Genomic DNA, 20063 nt, shown 5'->3' with positions numbered 1-20063 from the left:
CATGCTGCTGCGTTTTACCAAGATGCACGGCCTGGGCAATGACTTCATGGTCCTCGACCTGGTCAGCCAGCACGCGCACATCCTGCCCAAGCATGCCAAGCAATGGGGCGACCGGCACACCGGCATCGGTTTCGACCAGTTGCTGATCGTCGAGGCGCCGAGCAATCCGGACGTGGATTTCCGCTACCGGATCTTCAACGCCGACGGTTCCGAAGTGGAACAGTGCGGCAACGGTGCGCGCTGCTTCGCCCGTTTCGTGCTCGACAAGCGCCTGACCGCAAAGCGCCTGATTCGGGTCGAGACCAAAAGCGGCATCATCGAGCTCGACGTGCGTAACGACGGCCAGATCAGCGTGAACATGGGCGCCCCGCGCCTGGTGCCGGCGGATATTCCGTTCCAGGCACCGGAGCAGGCCCAGAGTTATCAGGTCGACGTCGAAGGCACCCCGGTCGATCTGGCCGCCGTGTCCATGGGCAACCCCCATGCCGTGCTGCGGGTCAGCGATATCAACAACGCGCCGGTGCACGAACTGGGACCGAAAATCGAACATCACCCGCGCTTCCCGGCACGGGTCAATGTCGGCTTTCTCCAGGTCATCGACCGGAGCCGCGCGCAGTTGCGCGTCTGGGAACGTGGAGCCGGGGAAACCCAGGCTTGCGGAACCGGCGCCTGTGCCGCCGCAGTGGCCGCGATCAGCCAGGGGTGGATGGATTCGCCGCTATTGATCGACCTGCCTGGCGGGCGCTTGTCCATCGAATGGGCGGGCCCTGGCCAGCCGGTGATGATGACCGGACCGGCAGTGCGCGTATACGAAGGACAAGTGCGTCTTTGAGTGAGCGAAACCTATGACAGACAAGCCTAAGGTACCCGCACGACAAGCTGACGAATCACCGTCCGAAAGCCTGGAGGCGGCGGCTGTTGCCGCGTACCTGGAGGCTCATCCGGACTTCTTCGTCGAGCACGAAGAGCTGCTCCCGTCATTGCGTATTCCCCATCGACGCGGCGATACCGTGTCGCTGGTGGAGCGTCAGATGACCATCCTGCGCGACCGCAACATTGAACTGCGTCATCGCCTTTCGCATTTGATGGACGTGGCCCGGGACAATGACCGGCTGTTCGAAAAGACCCGTCGCCTGATCCTCGCGCTGATGGACGCCGCCAGCCTGGAAGACGTGGTGATGTGCGTCGAAGACAGCCTGCGCCAGGAATTCCAGGTGCCCTTCGTCAGCCTCATCCTGCTCGGCGACAACGCCATGCCGGTGGGCCGCTGGGCCACTCACGCCGAAGCGCAAGTGGCCATCGGCGGCTTGCTCTCGGAAGACAAAAGCGTCAGCGGCAGCCTGCGCGAGCATGAACTGGACTTCCTGTTCGGCGAAGAACAGCGCAAGCAGATCGGCTCCACCGCGGTCGTCGCCATCAGCTACCAGGGCATCCACGGCATCCTGGCCATCGCCAGCCGTGATCCGCAGCACTACAAAAGCTCGGTGGGCACCTTGTTCCTGAGCTACATCGCTGAAGTCATGGGTCGCGTGCTGCCACGGGTCAACAATTCCCTGCGCTCGGTACGCTGAACATGGAACGACAACTGGACGCTTACTGCGAACACCTGCGCAGTGAGCGGCAGGTGTCGCCGCACACGCTGTCGGCCTACCGCCGCGACCTCGACAAAGTGCTCGGCTGGTGCGTCAAACAGAACATCGGCAGCTGGGCGACGCTGGACATCCAGCGCCTGCGCAGCCTGATTGCCCGCCTGCACGCCCAAGGGCAATCGTCCCGCAGCCTGGCGCGCTTGCTGTCGGCCGTTCGCGGGCTCTATCACTACCTCAATCGCGAAGGCCTGTGCGACCACGATCCGGCCAATGGCCTGGCGCCGCCGAAAGGTGAACGCCGCCTGCCGAAAACCCTCGACACCGACCGCGCCCTGCAACTGCTGGAAGGCGGAGTTGAAGATGACTTTCTGGCACGTCGGGACCAGGCGATTCTGGAGTTGTTCTACTCTTCCGGGCTGCGGCTGTCGGAGCTGACAGGACTCAACCTCGATCAGCTCGACCTCGCCGACGGCATGGTCCAGGTGCTCGGCAAAGGCAGCAAAACCCGCCTGTTGCCAGTAGGAAAAAAAGCCCGCGAAGCGCTGGAGCAGTGGCTGCCACTGCGGGCCATGGCCAACCCGGCGGACGATGCGGTGTTCGTCAGCCAACAGGGGCGACGTCTCGGCCCTCGGGCGATCCAGGTGCGGGTCAAGGCTGCCGGCGAGCGCGAACTGGGGCAGAACCTGCATCCGCACATGCTGCGGCACTCCTTCGCCAGCCATCTGCTGGAATCCTCCCAGGACCTGCGCGCGGTGCAGGAGCTGCTCGGGCACTCGGACATCAAGACCACGCAGATCTACACCCACCTGGACTTCCAGCACCTGGCCACGGTCTACGACAGCGCCCACCCAAGGGCCAAACGCATTAAGGGCGACGATTCATGAACATTCAGTTGATCACCTTCGACCTCGACGACACCCTGTGGGACACCGCACCCGTCATCGTCAGCGCCGAAGCCATATTGCGTGCATGGCTGACCGAACATGCGCCCAACCTGGGGGCGGTACCGGTGGAACATTTGTGGGCGATACGCGAACGCATCCTGAGCATCGAGCCGAACCTCAAGCACCGCATCAGCGCCTTGCGCCGGCGCGTGTTGTTCCAGGCCCTGGAAGAAGCCGGATATCCCCATGCTGAAGCGTCGGACCTGGCCGATCAGAGTTTCGAAGTGTTTCTGCACGCCCGGCATCAGCTGGAAATATTTCCGGAGGTGCAACCGACCCTGGAGTTGCTGGCCAACCATTACGCCCTCGGCGTGGTCACCAATGGCAACGCCGATGTGCGTCGGCTGGGGCTGGCGGACTACTTCAAGTTTGCGTTGTGCGCCGAAGACATCGGCATCGCCAAACCTGATGCGCGGCTGTTCCATGAAGCCTTGCAACGCGGCGGCGCGACGGCTGATACGGCGGTGCATATTGGCGATCATCCGGGCGATGACATTGCCGGTGCGCAACAAGCGGGGATGCGGGCGATCTGGTACAACCCGGCGGGCAAGGTCTGGGAGGCGGAACGACTGCCGGATGCGCAGATTGGCAGTCTGACCGAGTTACCAGCGTTGTTGGCGCGGTGGAACAAGGCTTCGGCCTGACACAAAACCTGTGGGAGCGGGCTTGCTCGCGAATGCGGTGTACCAGTCGACATTGATTTTGGCTAACACGACGCCTTCGCGAGCAAGCCCGCTCCCACAGTAGATTGTGTTCAACCCGAAAATTTTGTTCCGGGCATGAAAAAGCCCGCAGCGACGGCGGGCTTTTTCAGCAAGCGGGTAGCAGGCTCAGATAGGCCGGCTGCCGTACTTGTTATCCGGCTTCTTGGGAGGATCGGCGACCACATTGGCCTCCACTTCCTGCACCTTGCCACCACGCGCAAGGAACTCTTCCATGGCCTTGGCCAGGGCATCGCGCTCCTTGTTCTTGGCTTCGACACTCGGCAGCTCATCGACCGATACCGCTGCCTTGGCCTTGCCTTTGGCGGTCGGAACCGGCGCATCACCGCCGTCGTCTTCAGCGACGTCTTCCGCCGCTGCTTCCAGACCTTCTTCGGTTTCGTCGTCGTCGCCTACTTCGAGGTCGTCGTTTTCCAGATCATCGTCGCTCATGTTCTACCTCATGACTTGCGAAAAGCAGATTAGTTATAGCCCAGCTTTGCCCTCTGTCGAAGGCTGCCGGAAAAAAATCAACAGCCGCTGCTGACCAGCGGTTATGCCTCTTCACCGTGCACGGTGGCGAGGACTTTACGGGCACCGCCATGATCGCGGTGCTCGCCCAGATAAACGCCTTGCCAGGTTCCCAACGCCAGCCGGCCTGCCGAAATCGGCAAACAGAGCTGACAGCCAAGCACGCTGGCCTTGAAGTGCGCCGGGAGGTCGTCCTGGCCTTCGTCGTTATGCTCATAGCCGTCTGTTCCTTGTGGGATCAGACGATTGAAAAACCGTTCGAAGTCGCGACGTACCGCCGGATCGGCGTTCTCGTTGATGGTCAACGACGCCGAGGTATGCTGCAGCCACAAATGCAACAGACCGACCCGACACGCCTTGAGTTCAGGCAGGCCGGCGAGTAACTCGTCCGTTACCAGGTGAAAGCCCCGGGGCCTCGCCCGCAAGGTAATCAGAGTCTGTTGCCACATACAGTTCTCCGCACGTTCGGGGCGCATTCTAGCGCGCTCTGGGAAAAAACAAAGGCCCTAATATTCCTTCAATCATGTAAGCCTTCGACCGCACAAAAACACCCGACGTAAACATCTTAAAACCTGTAGGAAAAAACCTTTCAGCGCACCCTTCAATGACGAATTTCAGACAAAAAAATGCCCGGCAAGCCGGGCAAGTTTTTTATGCGCCTGCTTACAAGTTGTAGCCGCGTTCGTTGTGAAGCGCCAGATCGATGCCGACCGCCTCTTCTTCTTCATTGATGCGCAGACCCATGACCGCATCCAGCACCTTGAGGATGATGTACGTGGCGATCGCGGTGTAGATCACCGTGAAACCTACGCCTTTGCACTGAATCCACACTTGTGCGGCGATGTCGGTCACGGTGCCGAAGCCACCCAGAGAGGGAGCTGCGAACACACCGGTCAGGATTGCACCGAGGATACCGCCGATACCGTGTACGCCGAAGGCGTCCAGGGAGTCGTCATAGCCGAGCTTGCGTTTCAGGGTGGTGGCGCAGAAGAAGCACACCACGCCAGCCGCCAGACCGATGACCAGCGCACCCATCGGGCCAACGGTGCCGGCAGCCGGGGTAATTGCCACCAGGCCGGCAACCACGCCCGAAGCGATGCCCAGTGCGCTAGGTTTGCCATGGGTGACCCACTCGGCAAACATCCAGCCCAGCGCAGCAGCGGCAGTCGCGATTTGCGTCACCAGCATCGCCATACCGGCGGTACCGTTGGCCGCAGCGGCGGAACCGGCGTTGAAACCGAACCAGCCGACCCACAGCATGGCCGCGCCCATCAGGGTATAACCGAGGTTGTGCGGTGCCATCGGCGTGGTAGGGAAGCCTTTGCGCTTGCCCAGCACCAGGCAGGCAATCAGACCGGCCACACCGGCGTTGATGTGCACCACGGTGCCGCCGGCGAAGTCCAGAACGCCCCAGTCCCACATCAGGCCGCCGTTACCGGACCAGACCATGTGCGCAATCGGCGCGTAAACCAGGGTGAACCAGATGCCCATGAAGACCAGCATCGCGGAGAACTTCATCCGCTCGGCGAAAGCACCGACGATCAGCGCCGGCGTGATGATGGCGAAGGTCATCTGGAAGGTGATGAACACCGCTTCAGGGAACAGCGCCGCAGGACCGGTCAGGCTGGCTGGCGTGACACCGGCCAGGAATGCCTTGCCCATGCCGCCGAAGAACGAGTTGAAGTTGACGACGCCCTGCTCCATGCCGGTGGTGTCGAACGCGATGCTGTAGCCATAGATGACCCACAGGACGCTGATCAGACCGGTAATGGCGAAGCACTGCATCATCACGGAAAGAATGTTTTTCGACCGGACCATGCCGCCGTAGAACAGCGCGAGTCCGGGAATGGTCATGAACAGCACCAAGGCTGTAGAGGTCAACATCCAGGCAGTGTCGCCAGAGTTGAGGACCGGGGCCGCCACTTCGTCTGCCGCCAAAGCAAGGCTGGGCATTACGATGGACAACAGGGCTCCTAGCCCTGCGAATTTACGCAGAGTCATATTGTTTTCTCCTGGGGCGTTGGGTTTGTGGCGGCTTAGATTGCGTCGGTATCGGTTTCGCCGGTACGGATGCGAATCGCCTGTTCCAGATTGACCACGAAGATCTTGCCGTCACCGATCTTGCCGGTGTTGGCAGCCTTGGTGATGGCCTCGATTACCCGGTCCAGATCCTTGTCGTCGATGGCGACGTCGATCTTCACCTTGGGCAGGAAATCGACCACGTATTCCGCGCCGCGATACAGCTCGGTGTGCCCCTTCTGCCGGCCAAAGCCTTTGACTTCAGTGACGGTAATGCCCTGCACGCCGATCTCGGACAGCGACTCGCGTACGTCGTCCAGCTTGAACGGCTTGATGATGGCAGTGACTAGCTTCATGAAAACTCTCTCCCGAATTGGTGGACTTGCCCCAGGAAAACAAACCCGACTCAAGTCTAAGCGCAGTGCCTGGCTTTGTAACGCATCGTCGGCCTTACCTGCCCGTCCGACGCCAGCTAACCGCTCCTTGCGAAGCACTCCCCGTGATTCGCCTGGCGCACTGCATTCGTCACAGCGACTGCATCAGTGCATGGGTCACCAGCATCTAAGCAGAAAGCTTGCCATCTCCACAAAACTGACTGTTTTCAAGCCTTTACCGGCGGATGGCGGATACTTCTCGACAACAGCCGGCACGTTACGCACAACAACGGTGCGACGCCGTCCGTCCCGATGCGCGAAAACCGTGCACCCCTTGCCCGCGCAAATGACTATAGACACTGCGTGATACACTGCCCGTCATTGTTTCCAGGACATTGCCCATGCTCGCGCCAAAAGACTTCCTCGACGCCCTGACCGGCACCGCCTCCCGCCTCTTCAGCGGTGACACGCCGCTGCCGAAAGCCGAAATCGAAAGCCAGTTCAAAATGTTGCTGCAGAGCGGCTTCAGCAAACTGGATCTGGTGAGCCGGGAAGAGTTCGATAGCCAGATGGTTGTACTGGCGCGCACGCGGGCGCGGCTGGAGGCTCTTGAAACGAAGGTCGCGGAGATGGAAGCGAAGCTCAATCCGCCAACCGAGTAAATTCTGATGTGAGATGCAGCCCCTTGTGGGAGCGAGCCTGCTCGCGATTGAAGGTCGGAACGACCTTCCGCTTCACCTGTAGGAGCTGCCGAAGGCTGCGATCTTTTGATCCCAAGCCCCGCAAAAATCCCGGCAACGTCCTACAAACATCACACCGCCGTCCGATTGCGTCGCTAAGCCCCGGTTCCTAAGCTCATCCCGGCTGAACATTCAGCACTGGGTTTGGCGACCTGGAACCAAGCAATACACTGCAATCATCCAATATCGGGTGTTCTCTCCCGATTTGAATTATGGCGGCTGTGTGTGGGAGACCTTAGGGTCTGCCGGTATTCGCTTGGCCGGTTCGCCAACCCGCATGCAGCTGCCACCCTTATTGTTTGGCGACGATAAATGGCAGTTATCTATCAAGCGAACTTGGATACTGCTCTATGGACGATAACTACCTAACCCCCCACATCTTCACCCGCCACAAACTCCACCTCCACGCCCTCCTCCTGCAAAACCAACCCTGGTTCAGCGCCCGCGACCTAGGCCGACTACTACGCATCCACCTCAACGACCGCCAACTCCGAAAACTAGATCCCGACCAATACCAAACCACCAAAACCCTCATCCGCGGTCACATCGAAAACACCCTGCTGATCAGCGAATCCGGTGTCTACGCCATGCTCGTCTACCACTACTGCCCCGAATACCGAGCCTTGCGTGAATGGCTCACCCACGAAGTCGTCCCCGCCCTGCGAGACACCCAACACCCCACCACAACCGAACGCCCACAACTGAGCCTGCTCAACTGGCCGGAAATGTCGTTGAGCTTGCTGCACTGGAATAACCAGCCGTGGATTCGGTTGCAGGATGTTCCGCAGATGCTGCCTGATCAGGAGACTTCAAAGCCTGTTATCAGTGCGCCTTGGTGGAAAAGAGCCGCGAAGATGCTTCACGCAGTTTGAGTAAAACCCCACGCTTTGGCGTGGGGGGTCAGCCAAAATTCCGGAGTAGTGTCCAGACAGATTGATAACTTTTGAGCCATATCAGCACTGACACCCCGACGCTGGAGCACGATGTCGTTCACCGTAGGTGTCGACACATTCAACACTTCCAGGCAAATACCCGGTGGAGTTCGAAGATCTACGTGGGGGCGAGACTGCTCGCGATAAAGTCGAAACGACCTTCAGATTGACCTGTAGGAATTGCCGCAGGCTGCGGTATTCAAGCCCGCAAGAATACCGGCAACTTCCTACGAAGATCTCATTCGCCGTCCGATTGCGCAGCAAAGCTCCGATTCCTAAGCTCACTCCCAGCTGATTAGACAGCATCGGGTTTGGGTACTCGAACAGCACCCGACGCACCGTGACCAAGTTCGAACCAGTGATTTATTCCTTTTTCGAATTATGGACGTGCATGGAAGACCTTCGGACCTGCCAGTATTTCCGCAGGCTCCGGTTCGCCAATCCGCTTGAAAAAATTTAAGTCCATGTTACATGGCTTAGATCATAGTTTGTGATGAGCACAACTTTTTAAATGGAATGCTATTACAACACCACAAGGAGCAACACCCATGAAAATTTCCAGGTCTTTAATTGCGGCTTTCGCGATGACTATATCCCACATAAATTCAGCTGTAGCTGGGCCACCTGTAACAGTTACATTCAAGAATCTTGGAACACAGATTGCTACGTACACCCCCATAACTAACAACGAAGCTATAACAAAAGCAAACGCATCCCCTGCTCCACAAACGTCCGTGACTGCAAATGACTCGGATACGTACGACATACAAAGCCAGATATCACCTAATTACAACCATGCTAATTTACGATATCAAATCGGTAATAAGGAATGTATTTATTTAGCGACATTTGTGACTACCCCTGGCTTTGGCGCAAGTAAAATTCCAAAGTGGAGAAATACGGCCACGCCCAGTGGCGGGGCGACCTGCACCATAAAGGTAACTAAAACAAATCCGTCCACCTATGCCTGGTCAGTAGTAATCACAATGAAGTAAAGCGTTTAGCGAGCCTTAATTGGCTTGTAAGATTTTGCTAAAGCATCAACAGCCGTTAGGCAGCCTATCATATTTGAGTCCTCGAACAGGGAGTGGCAAAAAATGGTTAATTCGCTAAACAACTTTGCAACTAGCAGCAGCCAAGCACCGGCTGGAACAAAAAAATTGACAGCGACTCCCGGCAAAAACCCAGGTGTGTACCAAAGCACATCCCAAGGCCCACTTGGCAACGCACGAGATAGCAGTACCGTTTCCACGCTAGCGAGCCAATTGAGCGAAGCCTCAGTACGAGCACAGGCGCGGGATGCACGCCTGACCAGAACGGAACTGAGTTCGATGGCTAATAATACATTCAACGAATTGGAGGGCACTCATTATACTGCCAACAAAGCAAAACACGACTCAGAAGTTCCCGACACAGATAATTCCGAATTATTAGCGCGCGCCAAAAGTGCGACAAAGTATACAAGCGGGCTCGGCAAAAATCCATTTTCGGGCATGCCCAGGGATCAACTTGCTTTAATTACTTACGATGACAGCGGCACCTTTACTGTCAATGAAAGACGGGCAGCATTGGAAGAATCAGCCAAACAAGAATTTGCATGGCGACAGAAAGTGGTGGCCGAAGCAGAATATGAATATAACAGCACCGGAAAACTCACCAAATTCTTCCAAAGCGTCCTTGATCATTACAAGGAACTCCCCTTGGTGGAGCAAGCACAGTATCCCGACAACTATAAAACAAAACTGCAGGAGTGGATTGATTTGGACTTCAACTATTTCACGCATACTGCAGAAGGCAAAAACAAGCTGGATATCGAAAATTTCGTAAGTGAGGTGCTGACGGTCAGCAGCAGTTTATTTGTCAACACGAAACATTCAAAATAAACCGCTCAAACTAGTCAACAACTTTTCAATCCACTCGAGCATTGCAATAGCTGCGGCGAGGGAGCTTACCCCCTTCGCCACAGAGGCACATACTTTGCCCGTCGCACTCTCGCAACATCCTGCGAACATTCCTTACTCACTCTGCACCGCCAATACTTCGCTGCCCGACTACCCTTCACACAACCGCAGGAAGCGGTCCAACGTCAGCTCAAGGAACGCCCATGTCCCTCTCCATCGTCCACAGCCGCGCCCAGATCGGCGTGGAGGCACCCGCCGTCACCGTAGAAGTTCATCTGGCCAACGGCCTGCCATCCCTGACCATGGTCGGCCTGCCCGAGGCGGCGGTGAAGGAAAGCAAGGATCGGGTGCGCAGTGCGATCATCAATTCGGGGCTGCAATTTCCGGCGCGGCGGATCACGCTGAATCTGGCGCCCGCTGATTTGCCCAAGGATGGCGGGCGCTTCGACCTGGCGATTGCCCTGGGGATTCTCTCGGCCAGTGTGCAGGTGCCGACGCTGACACTGGATGACGTGGAGTGTTTGGGGGAGCTGGCCCTGTCAGGAGCGGTACGGGCAGTTCGAGGGGTGTTGCCGGCGGCGTTGGCGGCGCGCAAGGCCGGGCGCTGGCTGATGGTGCCACGGGCGAACGCTGAGGAAGCGTGCCTGGCGTCGGGACTGAAAGTGATTGCTGTTGACCATTTGCTGGAGGCCGTCGCGCACTTCAACGGGCATACACCGATCGAGCCTTATGCTTCCGATGGACTGCTCTGCGCCAGAAAACCGTATCCCGACCTGAATGAAGTGCAAGGGCAGCTGGCGGCCAAGCGTGCGCTGCTGATTGCGGCGGCGGGAGCTCATAACCTGCTGTTCAGCGGACCGCCGGGGACGGGGAAAACGTTGTTGGCGAGTCGTCTGCCGGGGTTGTTACCGCCACTGGCCGAGAGCGAAGCGCTGGAAGTTGCGGCAATTCTATCAGTCGCCAGTTGTGTGCCATTGAGTCATTGGCCGCAACGACCGTTTCGCCAACCCCATCACTCTGCCTCCGGCCCGGCACTGGTGGGTGGTGGCTCGAAACCACAACCGGGCGAAATCACCCTCGCCCACCACGGTGTACTGTTCCTCGATGAGCTCCCGGAATTTGATCGCAAGGTATTGGAGGTATTGAGAGAGCCACTGGAGTCCGGCCACATAGTGATTTCCCGCGCCAAGGACCGCGTACGCTTCCCGGCGCGCTTTCAACTGGTCGCAGCGATGAATCCCTGCCCCTGTGGATATCTCGGCGAACCGAGCGGCCGCTGTTCCTGTACGCCGGACATGGTGCAGCGCTATCGCAACAAACTGTCGGGGCCGCTGCTGGATCGTATCGATCTGCACCTTACGGTTGCACGCGAAGCCACGGCGTTAAATCCTGCGTTGAATCCCGACGACGATACTGCGACCGCCGCCAGGTTGGTTGCCGATGCACGAGAACAGCAACAAAAGCGCCAAGGCTGTGCCAATGCGTTCCTCGATTTGCCGGGCCTGCGCAGACACTGCAAGTTATCCACAGTTGACGAAAACTGGTTGGAAACGGCGTGTGAACGGCTGACCTTGTCACTGCGAGCGGCCCATCGGCTGCTCAAGGTTGCTCGCACCTTGGCGGACCTTGAGCAAGTCGATGGTATCACCCGTGAACACCTGGCCGAAGCGCTGCAATATCGGCCGACAACACTCTAGTCAGCGTCACCCCTTGGTGAGATCAACCAACGGCGTCTGCCGCATCTCAGTTTCCCGCCCGCCCTGAATCTCGCTCACCTGCTTCAAGGCCTTGTCCACAGCCGCCTTATCCGCCAACAAGCTGTAGCTGATGCGGAACTGCTTGTGTTCCTTGGGCCCAATTGTCGGTACCAGGTTCAGTGGCCGTTGATAACGGCGGTTGTAGGAAAAACTTGTCCCTGGCTCCAGCCCCGTGACATAGCCCTGGCCTTGGGTGTCGGTGTTTTTCCATAGGGAAAACACGGGCAGTGTCTGAGTGTTGAAGCCGACCGAAACGCCCAGGCTGCCGGCCTTGTTATGCAACACGGTCAATGTATCGCCCTTGGCATCGGCATAGGGCACCACGTTGTAAACCGTTTCGTCGTAGTCCCTGGTCGGTGCGCGGTACGTTTGCCAGTCGGGCAGATCACCCTTGGCCTTGTCGTTGAACGGCGACACCTGTTTCACCGGCGCGGCGAACCGGGCGCCCTGTTCCAGGAACGGGGTGCTGAAGTTGCTGTGGTACAGCGCCTGATATTCCTTCGGATAGTCGCCGTTATTGGTCAGGGTGTCGTTGAGGGCGAACACTACGCTGCCGGGCTCGGTGACCAGTTCGGTCGCGACGGAGAAGTCGACTTTCTTGAACGCCTGCTCTTTCAGCTCGCCGCGCAGGGTGATGGCGTATGGCGGTTTTTCATCGATGTGCAGGGTGACTCTGTTCGCGGGGATATTGGCGGCGCGACCGTGCAGGGTCAGCAGTTCGCCGTTGTCGACGCCCGGGTGGCCGACCCATTCGTATCCGCAGCGGGTGACCAGTTCATTGAAACCTTCCAACCAGCCCAGACCACCGCGGCCATTGAGTTCGATGAAGGACGGATTGACCACTTCCTTGACCGGCGAATCCCAGCCCATGCGCACATTGCCGACCGAGGCCTGCAAGACGTTCATTCCGCGAGTCGGCACTACCGAGAGTTTCATCGTGCCGTTATCGATGTCGACGATGCTGACGCCCTCCTGCCGACCGCCGTGCAAGGTGCGCAGGGTAACGCTGAAGGGTTTGTCGGTTTTTATGCCGAGTTGCTGGCTGGTGATCTGCCAGTTCCGGGCGGCTTTGTCGGTGGCGAGAAGGACGTAATCCCAGGCCATGGCGTGGGAGGCGGACAGCGCGCCAAGAGCGACGAGGAGTTTGAGCGAGATCATGGGGAAAGCCGTTCTTGGAGTTTGCATTTTTTATAGCGCTGATGAAACGATTCATCAGCTTAAAAAAGCTTACACCCAAGCCTTCCCAAGCCAATTAAAATTGACCTTATGCAACCTCCGCGTGCTTACGTTAGTCTCATAAGGTTTGAACCTCCGGCAGATTGATGGCGATGTCATGATGATATTAAGATCGCCCGCTAACTGCAGGAGCAGGTACAGACAGTTTTGTCTGTCATTTTTGCGCAACGGATCGTATGGAGTTTGAATGCGCGGGGCACTATTACGCAGCGGTAAGAGCGGGTCATTCACTGCCCTCGGCGAAACAGGTCAACCGGTCTACCGGGCAGCCCTGCAATTGCGCGAAGCCATTCGCCGCAAGAACCCCGATTTGGTCGATCATCTGGCCATCCCTCAAAGCGATGAACTCGGCAATCAGATCGATTGGTACAGCGCCCTCGACGGCGATGTGATTCCGTGGAGCAGTGCGACCGAAGAAGAACGCGCCCCTGCCCGCCGCCAACTTGAAGCCCTGAAGATCGCACTCGAGGAATTAAGCCAGCGTTTCCTGGGCACTGATTCCGGCGAACAGCAGCAAGGCGATAAAGCCGTGTTCGGCAAGTTGCTCAAGCGCGTCATTCATATCCCCGACGAAAACTTCGTCTACCTGGTGCAAGGCAAACCGGTGCTGACCTTTTGGGGGTTCGAGCACGCCGGTACCGACCTCAATCGCGATCCCCTGCACTGCCTCTATCAGGTTCCGCCGCTGCCACCCGTAGTCGAAGCGCCTGCTGTTCCACCCGTCGTGCCGGTGGTGGCCCGTCCGTGGTGGCGGCGCTGGTGGTGGCTGTTGTTGCTGCCGCTCCTGCTGCTGCTTTTGTGGCTGTTGCTCGGCCTGCGCGGTTGCGTCCCGATTCCGTTGGTGGCGGTAGACCTGCTGCCCAAGGGCGTCGTACCGGTGGAGAAACAGCTGGAAGAGCCGCCACTGACTGGCAATGTCACGACGCTCAATGGCATTCCGGTGACAGGCTCCGTTATAGGCTCCACCACTGGAACGGGCACCGCTGTGACCGGAGCCCAAGGCGTGGAATCGCCGGCCGTCGAGGGTAACGAGGCTGACGCAGCACCCGCCGACTTGAGCAAAGACCCAGCTAAAGACCCGGCAGCCGAAAACAGAACCGCGCCACCCGAAAACAAAACCGCGCCGCCGGATGTCACATCGCCCGAGGCCGAAAAATCCGCAGCCACAAAAGCCGGCCCTCCCCTGAGCATCCCGCCAGACGCCGCCGACGGTGCCGCCAAGTTCCTCGACGGTCAGTACAACGCAGGCGCCGGGATACAAGACCGCCGGACCGGCAAACCTCTGCGTCTGGAATACCAGCTCAAGGACGGTAAGGGCAAAGTCACCGTACACCAGGCCGACGGTTCCAAATGCAGCGGACCGGTAAGCGCTACCATGAAGGGTGGCAGCCTGGCCATCGACAGCCAAGGCCAGGCCGTGTGCGGAGATGGCAGCACTTACGACATGCCCAAGGTCAACTGCCGCCCAGGGGCGACCACGGTCGCGGACTGCACTGGCGGTTACGGAAAAGAACAATTCCCCATGTCCATGCGGCAAGCGGCCGAAAAAACGGAATAACCCGACATGTTGCCTGAAGTCACTCAATTCGAAGACACCGTCACGCTGGTCTGCGACACCGGCATCCAGTTCATGGATTTCGCACTGCGCCTGGATCCCCGCAAGGAACCGGCGGGCGAATTCGCACCGATGATCAGCGGGCTGATCTGCCGCCTGGCGTACAACGAAGAGAAAGACTTCTTTTTCTACGAGCCCGAACCGGAAAAGGTTGAAAAAGCCAAACCTGCGTTCAGCATCGACATGAAAAGCAGCCTCGAATTGCTCGACGGTATCTGGCTGCCGACCCCGTTTTTCCGCTTCATGCCGCCTCATCGCTTCGATGAAGGTCCGACCAACTGGTCGCGCATGCGTCTGGTGAAACTGGCGACACCCGACATCGACGGCAACACCCACCGCCTGACAATGGCCTTCGACAGCCGCGTGATGCCCAAGCGTGACGGCACTGCTTATCTGGCACCAAACGAAGAAGACATCAGCTCCGGTGTGTCTTTCAAACTGGCGACAAAGGCCAGCGAAACCCGCTGGTTCCTGGCGCAGCCGTGGGTCAACGAATGGTTGCTGGAAGTGTTCAACGAGGGCAATGCCCACCGTTCGCGCGCAGAGTTGGACACCGATATTCGCGCCAGCTATCACCTGGCGCACTACCTCAACTTGCTCAGCCTGTTGAGCACGCCGTCAGCCGCCCAGCAGTCGACGGCCCGGGCGAAAGTTGAAATCCCCGAGCTGAAAGTGGTCGCCAACGACAGTAATGGCCTGGTCAAACCGATTCCGGTGGACCTGGTGCTGGATGTCGGCAACTCGCGCACCTGCGGCATCCTGATCGAAAACCACGGCCAGGCCGGCTCCGGGCTGAAGCAGAACTACGTGCTGGAACTGCGCGACTTGATCACCCCCGAACACACCTACAACCTGCCGTTCGAAAGCCGCGTGGAATTCGCCCAGGCGTACTTCGGCAAGGACCACTGCTCGGTCAAGAGCGGCCGTCACGACGCGTTCCAATGGGCAACGATTGCCCGTGTCGGCAATGAGGCCAGCCGTCTGGCCAGCCGTCGTCGCGGTACCGAAGGCTCCACCGGCCTGTCCAGCCCGAAACGCTATCTGTGGGACGAAAACGCCTATGGCCACGGCTGGCGTTTCAACTGCTCGTACATCAAGACCGACAACGAGCCGTACGCCACCGCCGCGCCGTTCTCGCATCTGATCAACGAAACCGGCGAGGCGCTTTACAGCCTCGAAGAGGACGATCGCCTGCCGGTATTCATGCCGCGTTACTCACGCAGCTCGCTGATGACCTTCATGCTCGCCGAAGTGCTGGCCCAGGCGCTGTCGCAAATCAACAGCCCGGCCCAGCGCTCGCGCCAGGGGCACACCCGCGTGCCGCGCCAACTCAACAGCATTACCCTGACCGTGCCGCCGGGCATGCCGCAGGCCGAGCGCAGCATCCTCAACGAACGCATGCTGCAAGCCATCGGCCTGGTGTGGAAAAGCCTCGGCTGGCATGCCGGCGAGGAAGATCCACATCAGGATCAGGCCGTCAGCCCTCGCACGCCGATCCCGAGTATCCGCGTGGAATGGGACGAAGCGTCCTGCGGCCAGTTGGTGTACCTGTACACCGAGGTCAACGAGAACTTCGCCGGTCACCCGGAAGAGTTTTTTGACACCATCGCCCGGCCGGACAAGACCGACCGCCAACGCATCACCCTTGCGACCATCGACATCGGCGGCGGCACCACCGACCTGGTGATCACCGACTATCGCCTCGACCGTGCGGGAAATACCGGCAGCGGCAGCAACGTGCACATCGTGCCCGAGCAGCGTTTTCGCGATGGCTTCAAAGTGGCCGGCGACGACATCTTGCTGGACGTGATTCAGGACTTCATCCTGCCAAGTTTCGAGAAGGCCTTGCAGAACGCTGGCGTGAAAGCCCCGGACTCGCTGATGTCAAGGCTGTGTGGCGATGAATCGGTCAGCGCCCAGGACATGATCCTGCGTCAACAATTGAACCTGCAGGTGTTCGCACCGCTGGGCCTGGCGCTGCTCAAGGCGTACGAGCATTACGATCCGCAGGTCCCACAAGAAGTCACCCCGCAAAGCTACCGCCAATTGCTCGGTGACAACGCGATCAGCAAGAGCGTGCTTGACTACGTCAATGCTGCCGTGCGCCGGGATGTCGGCGGTCAGAGTGGTTTCGACCTGTATGCGGCACCAATCAGCTTCGACCTGCAAAAGCTCCACGCCGCCTTCCTCAACGACCAGATCAACATCACCAAGATCCTTGGTGCGCTGTGTGAGGTGGCCGCGCAGTACCCGTGCGATGTCTTGCTGCTGACCGGCCGCCCTTCGCGCCTGCCCGGCATCCAGGCGTTCATTCGCAAGGTGTTGCCACTGCCACCGGGACGCATTCTGGCGCTGCAAAACTACCGCACCGGCGGCTGGTATCCGTTTCACAAGAACGGCCGGATCGACGACCCGAAAAGCACCGCCTCGGTCGGCGCCATGCTCTGCCTGTTGTGCGCCAACCACAGCGTACCGAACTTCTACTTCCGTGCTTCGGCACTCAAGCCTTATTCGACGGTCAAGCACATCGGCGTCATCGACCTGAACAACGTGATCAAGGATGCGGACGTGCTGTACCGCGACATCCAGTCCGAAGACTACAAAATCAAACTGCCGGAAATCGGCGTTGGCGATGCCGCAGACACGCCACAGCTGGAAATGCGCGGCGATCTGCGCCTCGGTTTCCGCCAGTTGGCCACCGACCGCTGGGCCGCCTCGCCGCTGTATACCTTGCGGTTCACCAAGGCTGGTCGGGAGAAGTTTTCCCGCGCGATCGGTGAAAACGGCAGCGCGCCGCTGCTCAAGGTGCGGTTCGAGGTCAAACCGGCGGACAAATACACGCGCAAGCAGGATCTGGTCAGCGACCGTCTCTCGGTTCGCGACATCGAATCCAACAGCAACAACGTCAACTTCAACCCGCGCAGCGACCTCGAACTGGAACTCAACACCATGCTCGACGCCGGCCTGAGCGAGACCAAGTACTGGCTCGACAGTGGAAGTGTGAAACGCAAATGAACGATCTGACCCCCGATCAAATTCAGCTCTCTGCCAGTTGGGCCGCTGTTTATGAAGGCGCCGGTCAGGCGCTGGACTGGATTGGCCAGACGCGCGGCAATGCGCCGCGCCTGGACAGCGAAGCCGACAACCTGAACATCCGCCTTCACCGCGCCCGCAACCTGGCCCAAAGCCTCGGTCGCGTGGCCTGCACGCCGATGACCATTGGCTTTTTCGGCTTGTCCCAGGCCGGCAAGTCGTACCTGATTTCGGCCCTCGCCGCCGGTCAGAACGGCAAGCTGGAAACCGAGTTCGGCGACCAGCGCCTGGACTTCATCAAGCACATCAACCCAGTGGGTGGTGGCAAGGAAGCCACTGGCCTGGTAACACGCTTCAGCCGTCGAGCGACGGAAAGCCAGGACAAGGAATTCCCGGTAGAACTCACGCTGTTCAAGGAAATCGAGCTGGCGAAGATTCTCGCCAACGCCTGGTTCAAGGATTTCGACCTTGAACGGATTTCCTACGAGATCGACGAAGAGCGCATCCAGCGCGTGCTCAAACCGTTCGAAGGCCGCGAAACCGGGCCGCTGCAAACAGGGGTCAATTCCGACGATCTGGTGTCGCTGTGGGATTACCTGCGCGACAATTTCCGCAACTCGGTAAAGAAACTTGAGCCCCTGTACTGGCCCAAAGCGCTGCAACTGGTACCACGCCTGAATTACCAGGAACGGGCCGAGCTGTTTTCCATCCTCTGGGGTGAGCAAAGCGAGTTGACCCGCGTGTACCAGCAACTGGCAGGCGCGTTGCACAAGCTGGGCCTGCCCGAGACGGTGTTCGCACCGCTGAAGGCCCTGGTGAGCTTCGACAACGACACCTACAGCCAGCGCGACAGCATCATGAACGTCGATATCCTCGAACGTTTCGGCAGCCCGCTGGATTTACCGATCGACGTTCGACCGCTGGTGGGCGATCGCCTGCAAAACAGTCAGCCGATTCCCGTCGCGCAACTAGCGGCACTGACCGCCGAAATGACCTTTCGCCTGATCGAAGCGCCGGTGGATGACATCGTCAATCAGGTCGACTTGCTGGACTTCCCCGGTTATCGCGGACGCCAGAAACTGCACGAGATCGCCGATTCCTACGACCCGCAATCCACCGCCAAGGACAACTCGGTTTCCCAGCTGATCCTGCGCGGCAAGGTTGCCTATCTGTTCGAACGCTACACCGACAACCAGGAAATGAACGCGCTGGTGGTCTGCACAGGCACGACCAAGCAAAGTGACGTCAACGACGTGGGCCCGGTGCTGACCCGCTGGATCGAAAAGACCCAGGGCGCCGACTCAGCCGCGCGCAGCAAACGCGACACCGGTCTGATCTGGGCGTTGACCATGCTAGACCTGCGCATTACCAACTCTCTCAGCCTGACACCCGATCAGTACGACGAGAGCTGGAACGGTATGGTCAAGCTGACCATGCTGGAGCGCTTCGGCAGCCTGAGCTGGATGAACGACTGGGCCGGCACACCGTTCCAGAACACCTACCTGGTGCGCAAACCGCGTATGGACGCGGCGTTCATCGGACAAGACGCGACCGGCGCAGAAACCGGCCTCAATGCCATCTATCAGGAACGTGTCAGCGCGCTGGGCACCAGCTTCGCCAGCAACGCTCTGGTGTGCAAACACATCAAGAACCCGGCCAACGCCTGGGCAGAAATGCTGCGCAACGATGACGGTGGCATCAGCCACTTCAGCGGCAGTTTCAAAGGCGTGGCCAATATCGAATTCAAATTGCAGCGCATCCGCGAGCAATTGAGCGAATGCCTCGAAGGCCTGACCACCCACGGCCTGAGCACCTGGTACCACGCCGACGGCGACGGCGCCGCAGCCGCCAAGAAAGCCAAGTCGCAGATGATTCTGACGGGCCTTGGCCGTCGTCCGGCGGTGCTCGGTGAGTTGATCGATCAACTCGACATACCGAGCGAAGAGGTCCGCGACCTGTATCTCAGCGGTGTGTACGAAACCGATGACGAGTCCGTCGTGAACGACGAACCGGCTGCCCCGACACCGAGCCAGAGCCTATATGGCAACGACGCCGGTTTCGATTTCGATTTCAGTGACGACCTGAGCCACGATGCGCCGATCAGCAGCAAAACCGGCACCCCGGCGCCCGAGCTGCAAAGCAACGAGCACCGCTTTGCCAAAGCGGCATTCAAGGCCTGGATCGCGCACCTGCGTGAACTGACCACCCGGCAAAGCCTGCTCAACCTGCTGGGGCTTGAAAAGGCCTTGCTGGAAGCGGTGGTCGATGAACTGATAACCGCCGGCTATCGCCAGGACTTGCCGGGGCAACTGAGCCGCGCCGTCCTCAAGCGCGCACAAAGTGGCGCGCGACGCGATCAACTGGTCGAGCGCCAGGTACTGGAAGTGCAACGTGTGCTGCGTGACTTCGTATCCTGGTTCGGCTACCTCCAGAAGCCGGTGAACGAGCGTCCAAACAGCCGCGCCGGAGCCAAGGCGCCTTTGTTTTCGTTCTATGCCGACATTGGCCCGGGACAAGTGCCGGTGCTGCCGGCGCAACCAGCCAATCAGGCACAGCTGTATCTCGGCGACTGGCTCTCGGGCCTGGCCTACATCACGCAAGACAATGCCGGCCATGGTGCCGGACGTGAAATTACCCCTGAACAGAACGAACGGCTGGGCCACGTGCTCACAGCCTTCACAGCGAGATAAG

General features: G+C 59.1%; 17 protein-coding genes and 1 pseudogene. 12 read left to right on the top strand and 6 right to left on the bottom strand.

The genetic code is table 11. The annotated features are described in order from the left end of the window. Position 1: 1 nt before the first annotated feature. Genes dapF through KW841_RS01425 form a run of 4 tightly spaced genes read left to right on the top strand, consistent with a single transcriptional unit; the run spans position 2 to position 3177 of the window. Positions 2-832 carry a diaminopimelate epimerase gene (gene dapF, locus KW841_RS01440; RefSeq protein WP_218473148.1) on the top strand — a complete coding sequence of 277 codons (831 nt, stop codon included), beginning with the start codon at positions 2-4 and terminating at the stop codon, positions 830-832. 13 nt (positions 833-845) lie between these two features. Continuing rightward, entirely contained in the window at positions 846-1571 is a 726-nt protein-coding gene (locus tag KW841_RS01435; protein WP_218473147.1) for a DUF484 family protein, read from the top strand. Between the two features lie 2 nt (positions 1572-1573). Beyond that, on the top strand, positions 1574-2473 hold the full coding sequence (gene xerC / locus KW841_RS01430) for a tyrosine recombinase XerC (protein WP_218473146.1): 900 nt from the start codon (positions 1574-1576) through the stop codon (positions 2471-2473). Next, the gene (locus KW841_RS01425; protein WP_218473145.1) at positions 2470-3177 is read left to right on the top strand and encodes an HAD family hydrolase; all 708 of its coding nucleotides are present in this window, start codon (positions 2470-2472) and stop codon (positions 3175-3177) included. The genes xerC and KW841_RS01425 overlap by 4 nt, the downstream gene beginning before the upstream one ends. Positions 3178-3363: 186 nt before the next feature. Here KW841_RS01425 and sutA read toward each other — a convergent pair whose 3' ends face one another. The 4 genes from sutA to glnK form a co-directional block, all read right to left on the bottom strand. Next, positions 3364-3687 carry a transcriptional regulator SutA gene (gene sutA, locus KW841_RS01420; protein ID WP_007980816.1) on the bottom strand — a complete coding sequence of 108 codons (324 nt, stop codon included), beginning with the start codon at positions 3685-3687 and terminating at the stop codon, positions 3364-3366. 101 nt (positions 3688-3788) lie between these two features. After that, positions 3789-4214, bottom strand: a complete 426-nt coding sequence (locus KW841_RS01415) for a secondary thiamine-phosphate synthase enzyme YjbQ (RefSeq protein WP_007980818.1) — start codon at positions 4212-4214, stop codon at positions 3789-3791. Between the two features lie 214 nt (positions 4215-4428). Beyond that, on the bottom strand, positions 4429-5766 hold the full coding sequence (locus KW841_RS01410) for an ammonium transporter (protein ID WP_102699675.1): 1338 nt from the start codon (positions 5764-5766) through the stop codon (positions 4429-4431). Between the two features lie 35 nt (positions 5767-5801). Then, on the bottom strand, positions 5802-6140 hold the full coding sequence (gene glnK, locus KW841_RS01405; protein ID WP_002555808.1) for a P-II family nitrogen regulator: 339 nt from the start codon (positions 6138-6140) through the stop codon (positions 5802-5804). A gap of 419 nt (positions 6141-6559) precedes the next feature. Here glnK and KW841_RS01400 point away from each other — a divergent pair, with 419 nt between their 5' ends. Continuing rightward, entirely contained in the window at positions 6560-6820 is a 261-nt protein-coding gene (locus tag KW841_RS01400) for an accessory factor UbiK family protein (protein ID WP_007980822.1), read from the top strand. Positions 6821-7248: 428 nt separating this feature from the next. Continuing rightward, positions 7249-7770 (top strand): Bro-N domain-containing protein, encoded by a 522-nt coding sequence (locus KW841_RS01395; protein WP_218473144.1) that lies wholly within the window; start codon positions 7249-7251, stop codon positions 7768-7770. A gap of 29 nt (positions 7771-7799) precedes the next feature. Here KW841_RS01395 and KW841_RS29540 read toward each other — a convergent pair. Beyond that, positions 7800-7913 (bottom strand): annotated as a pseudogene (locus KW841_RS29540) (addiction module antidote protein, HigA family); the annotation flags it as partial. Between the two features lie 465 nt (positions 7914-8378). Between KW841_RS29540 and KW841_RS01390 the strand changes: the two are divergent. The 3 genes from KW841_RS01390 to KW841_RS01380 all read left to right on the top strand — a co-directional run bounded on the left by KW841_RS01390 (position 8379) and on the right by KW841_RS01380 (position 11428). Beyond that, the gene (locus KW841_RS01390; protein WP_218473143.1) at positions 8379-8825 is read left to right on the top strand and encodes a hypothetical protein; all 447 of its coding nucleotides are present in this window, start codon (positions 8379-8381) and stop codon (positions 8823-8825) included. A gap of 102 nt (positions 8826-8927) precedes the next feature. Then, positions 8928-9713 carry a hypothetical protein gene (locus tag KW841_RS01385; RefSeq protein WP_256357667.1) on the top strand — a complete coding sequence of 262 codons (786 nt, stop codon included), beginning with the start codon at positions 8928-8930 and terminating at the stop codon, positions 9711-9713. Positions 9714-9934: 221 nt separating this feature from the next. Continuing rightward, entirely contained in the window at positions 9935-11428 is a 1494-nt protein-coding gene (locus KW841_RS01380) for a YifB family Mg chelatase-like AAA ATPase (RefSeq protein WP_218473142.1), read from the top strand. A gap of 6 nt (positions 11429-11434) precedes the next feature. Here the strand turns inward: KW841_RS01380 and KW841_RS01375 are convergent, their stop codons facing one another. Beyond that, a complete protein-coding gene (locus KW841_RS01375) occupies positions 11435-12646 on the bottom strand; it encodes an aldose 1-epimerase family protein (RefSeq protein WP_218473140.1) in 1212 nt (403 codons plus the stop codon). Positions 12647-12911: 265 nt separating this feature from the next. Between KW841_RS01375 and KW841_RS01370 the strand changes: the two genes are divergently transcribed. The 3 genes from KW841_RS01370 to KW841_RS01360 are packed head-to-tail and all read left to right on the top strand — an operon-like array spanning position 12912 to position 20062. Then, positions 12912-14282 carry an SrfA family protein gene (locus KW841_RS01370; protein ID WP_218473139.1) on the top strand — a complete coding sequence of 457 codons (1371 nt, stop codon included), beginning with the start codon at positions 12912-12914 and terminating at the stop codon, positions 14280-14282. A 6-nt stretch (positions 14283-14288) separates the two neighbouring features. Then, the gene (locus KW841_RS01365; RefSeq protein ID WP_218473138.1) at positions 14289-17354 is read left to right on the top strand and encodes a virulence factor SrfB; all 3066 of its coding nucleotides are present in this window, start codon (positions 14289-14291) and stop codon (positions 17352-17354) included. Beyond that, complete coding sequence (locus KW841_RS01360) at positions 17351-20062, top strand: putative virulence factor (protein ID WP_218473137.1); 2712 nt, start codon at positions 17351-17353, stop codon at positions 20060-20062. The genes KW841_RS01365 and KW841_RS01360 overlap by 4 nt, the downstream gene beginning before the upstream one ends. Position 20063: the final 1 nt, after the last annotated feature.

The organism is Pseudomonas sp. PDM28, assembly GCF_019219115.1.
GTDB lineage: Bacteria > Pseudomonadota > Gammaproteobacteria > Pseudomonadales > Pseudomonadaceae > Aquipseudomonas > Aquipseudomonas laurylsulfatiphila.
The sequence above is the reverse complement of the archived record's forward strand: the minus strand, read 5'-3'. Positions and strand labels throughout refer to the sequence as shown.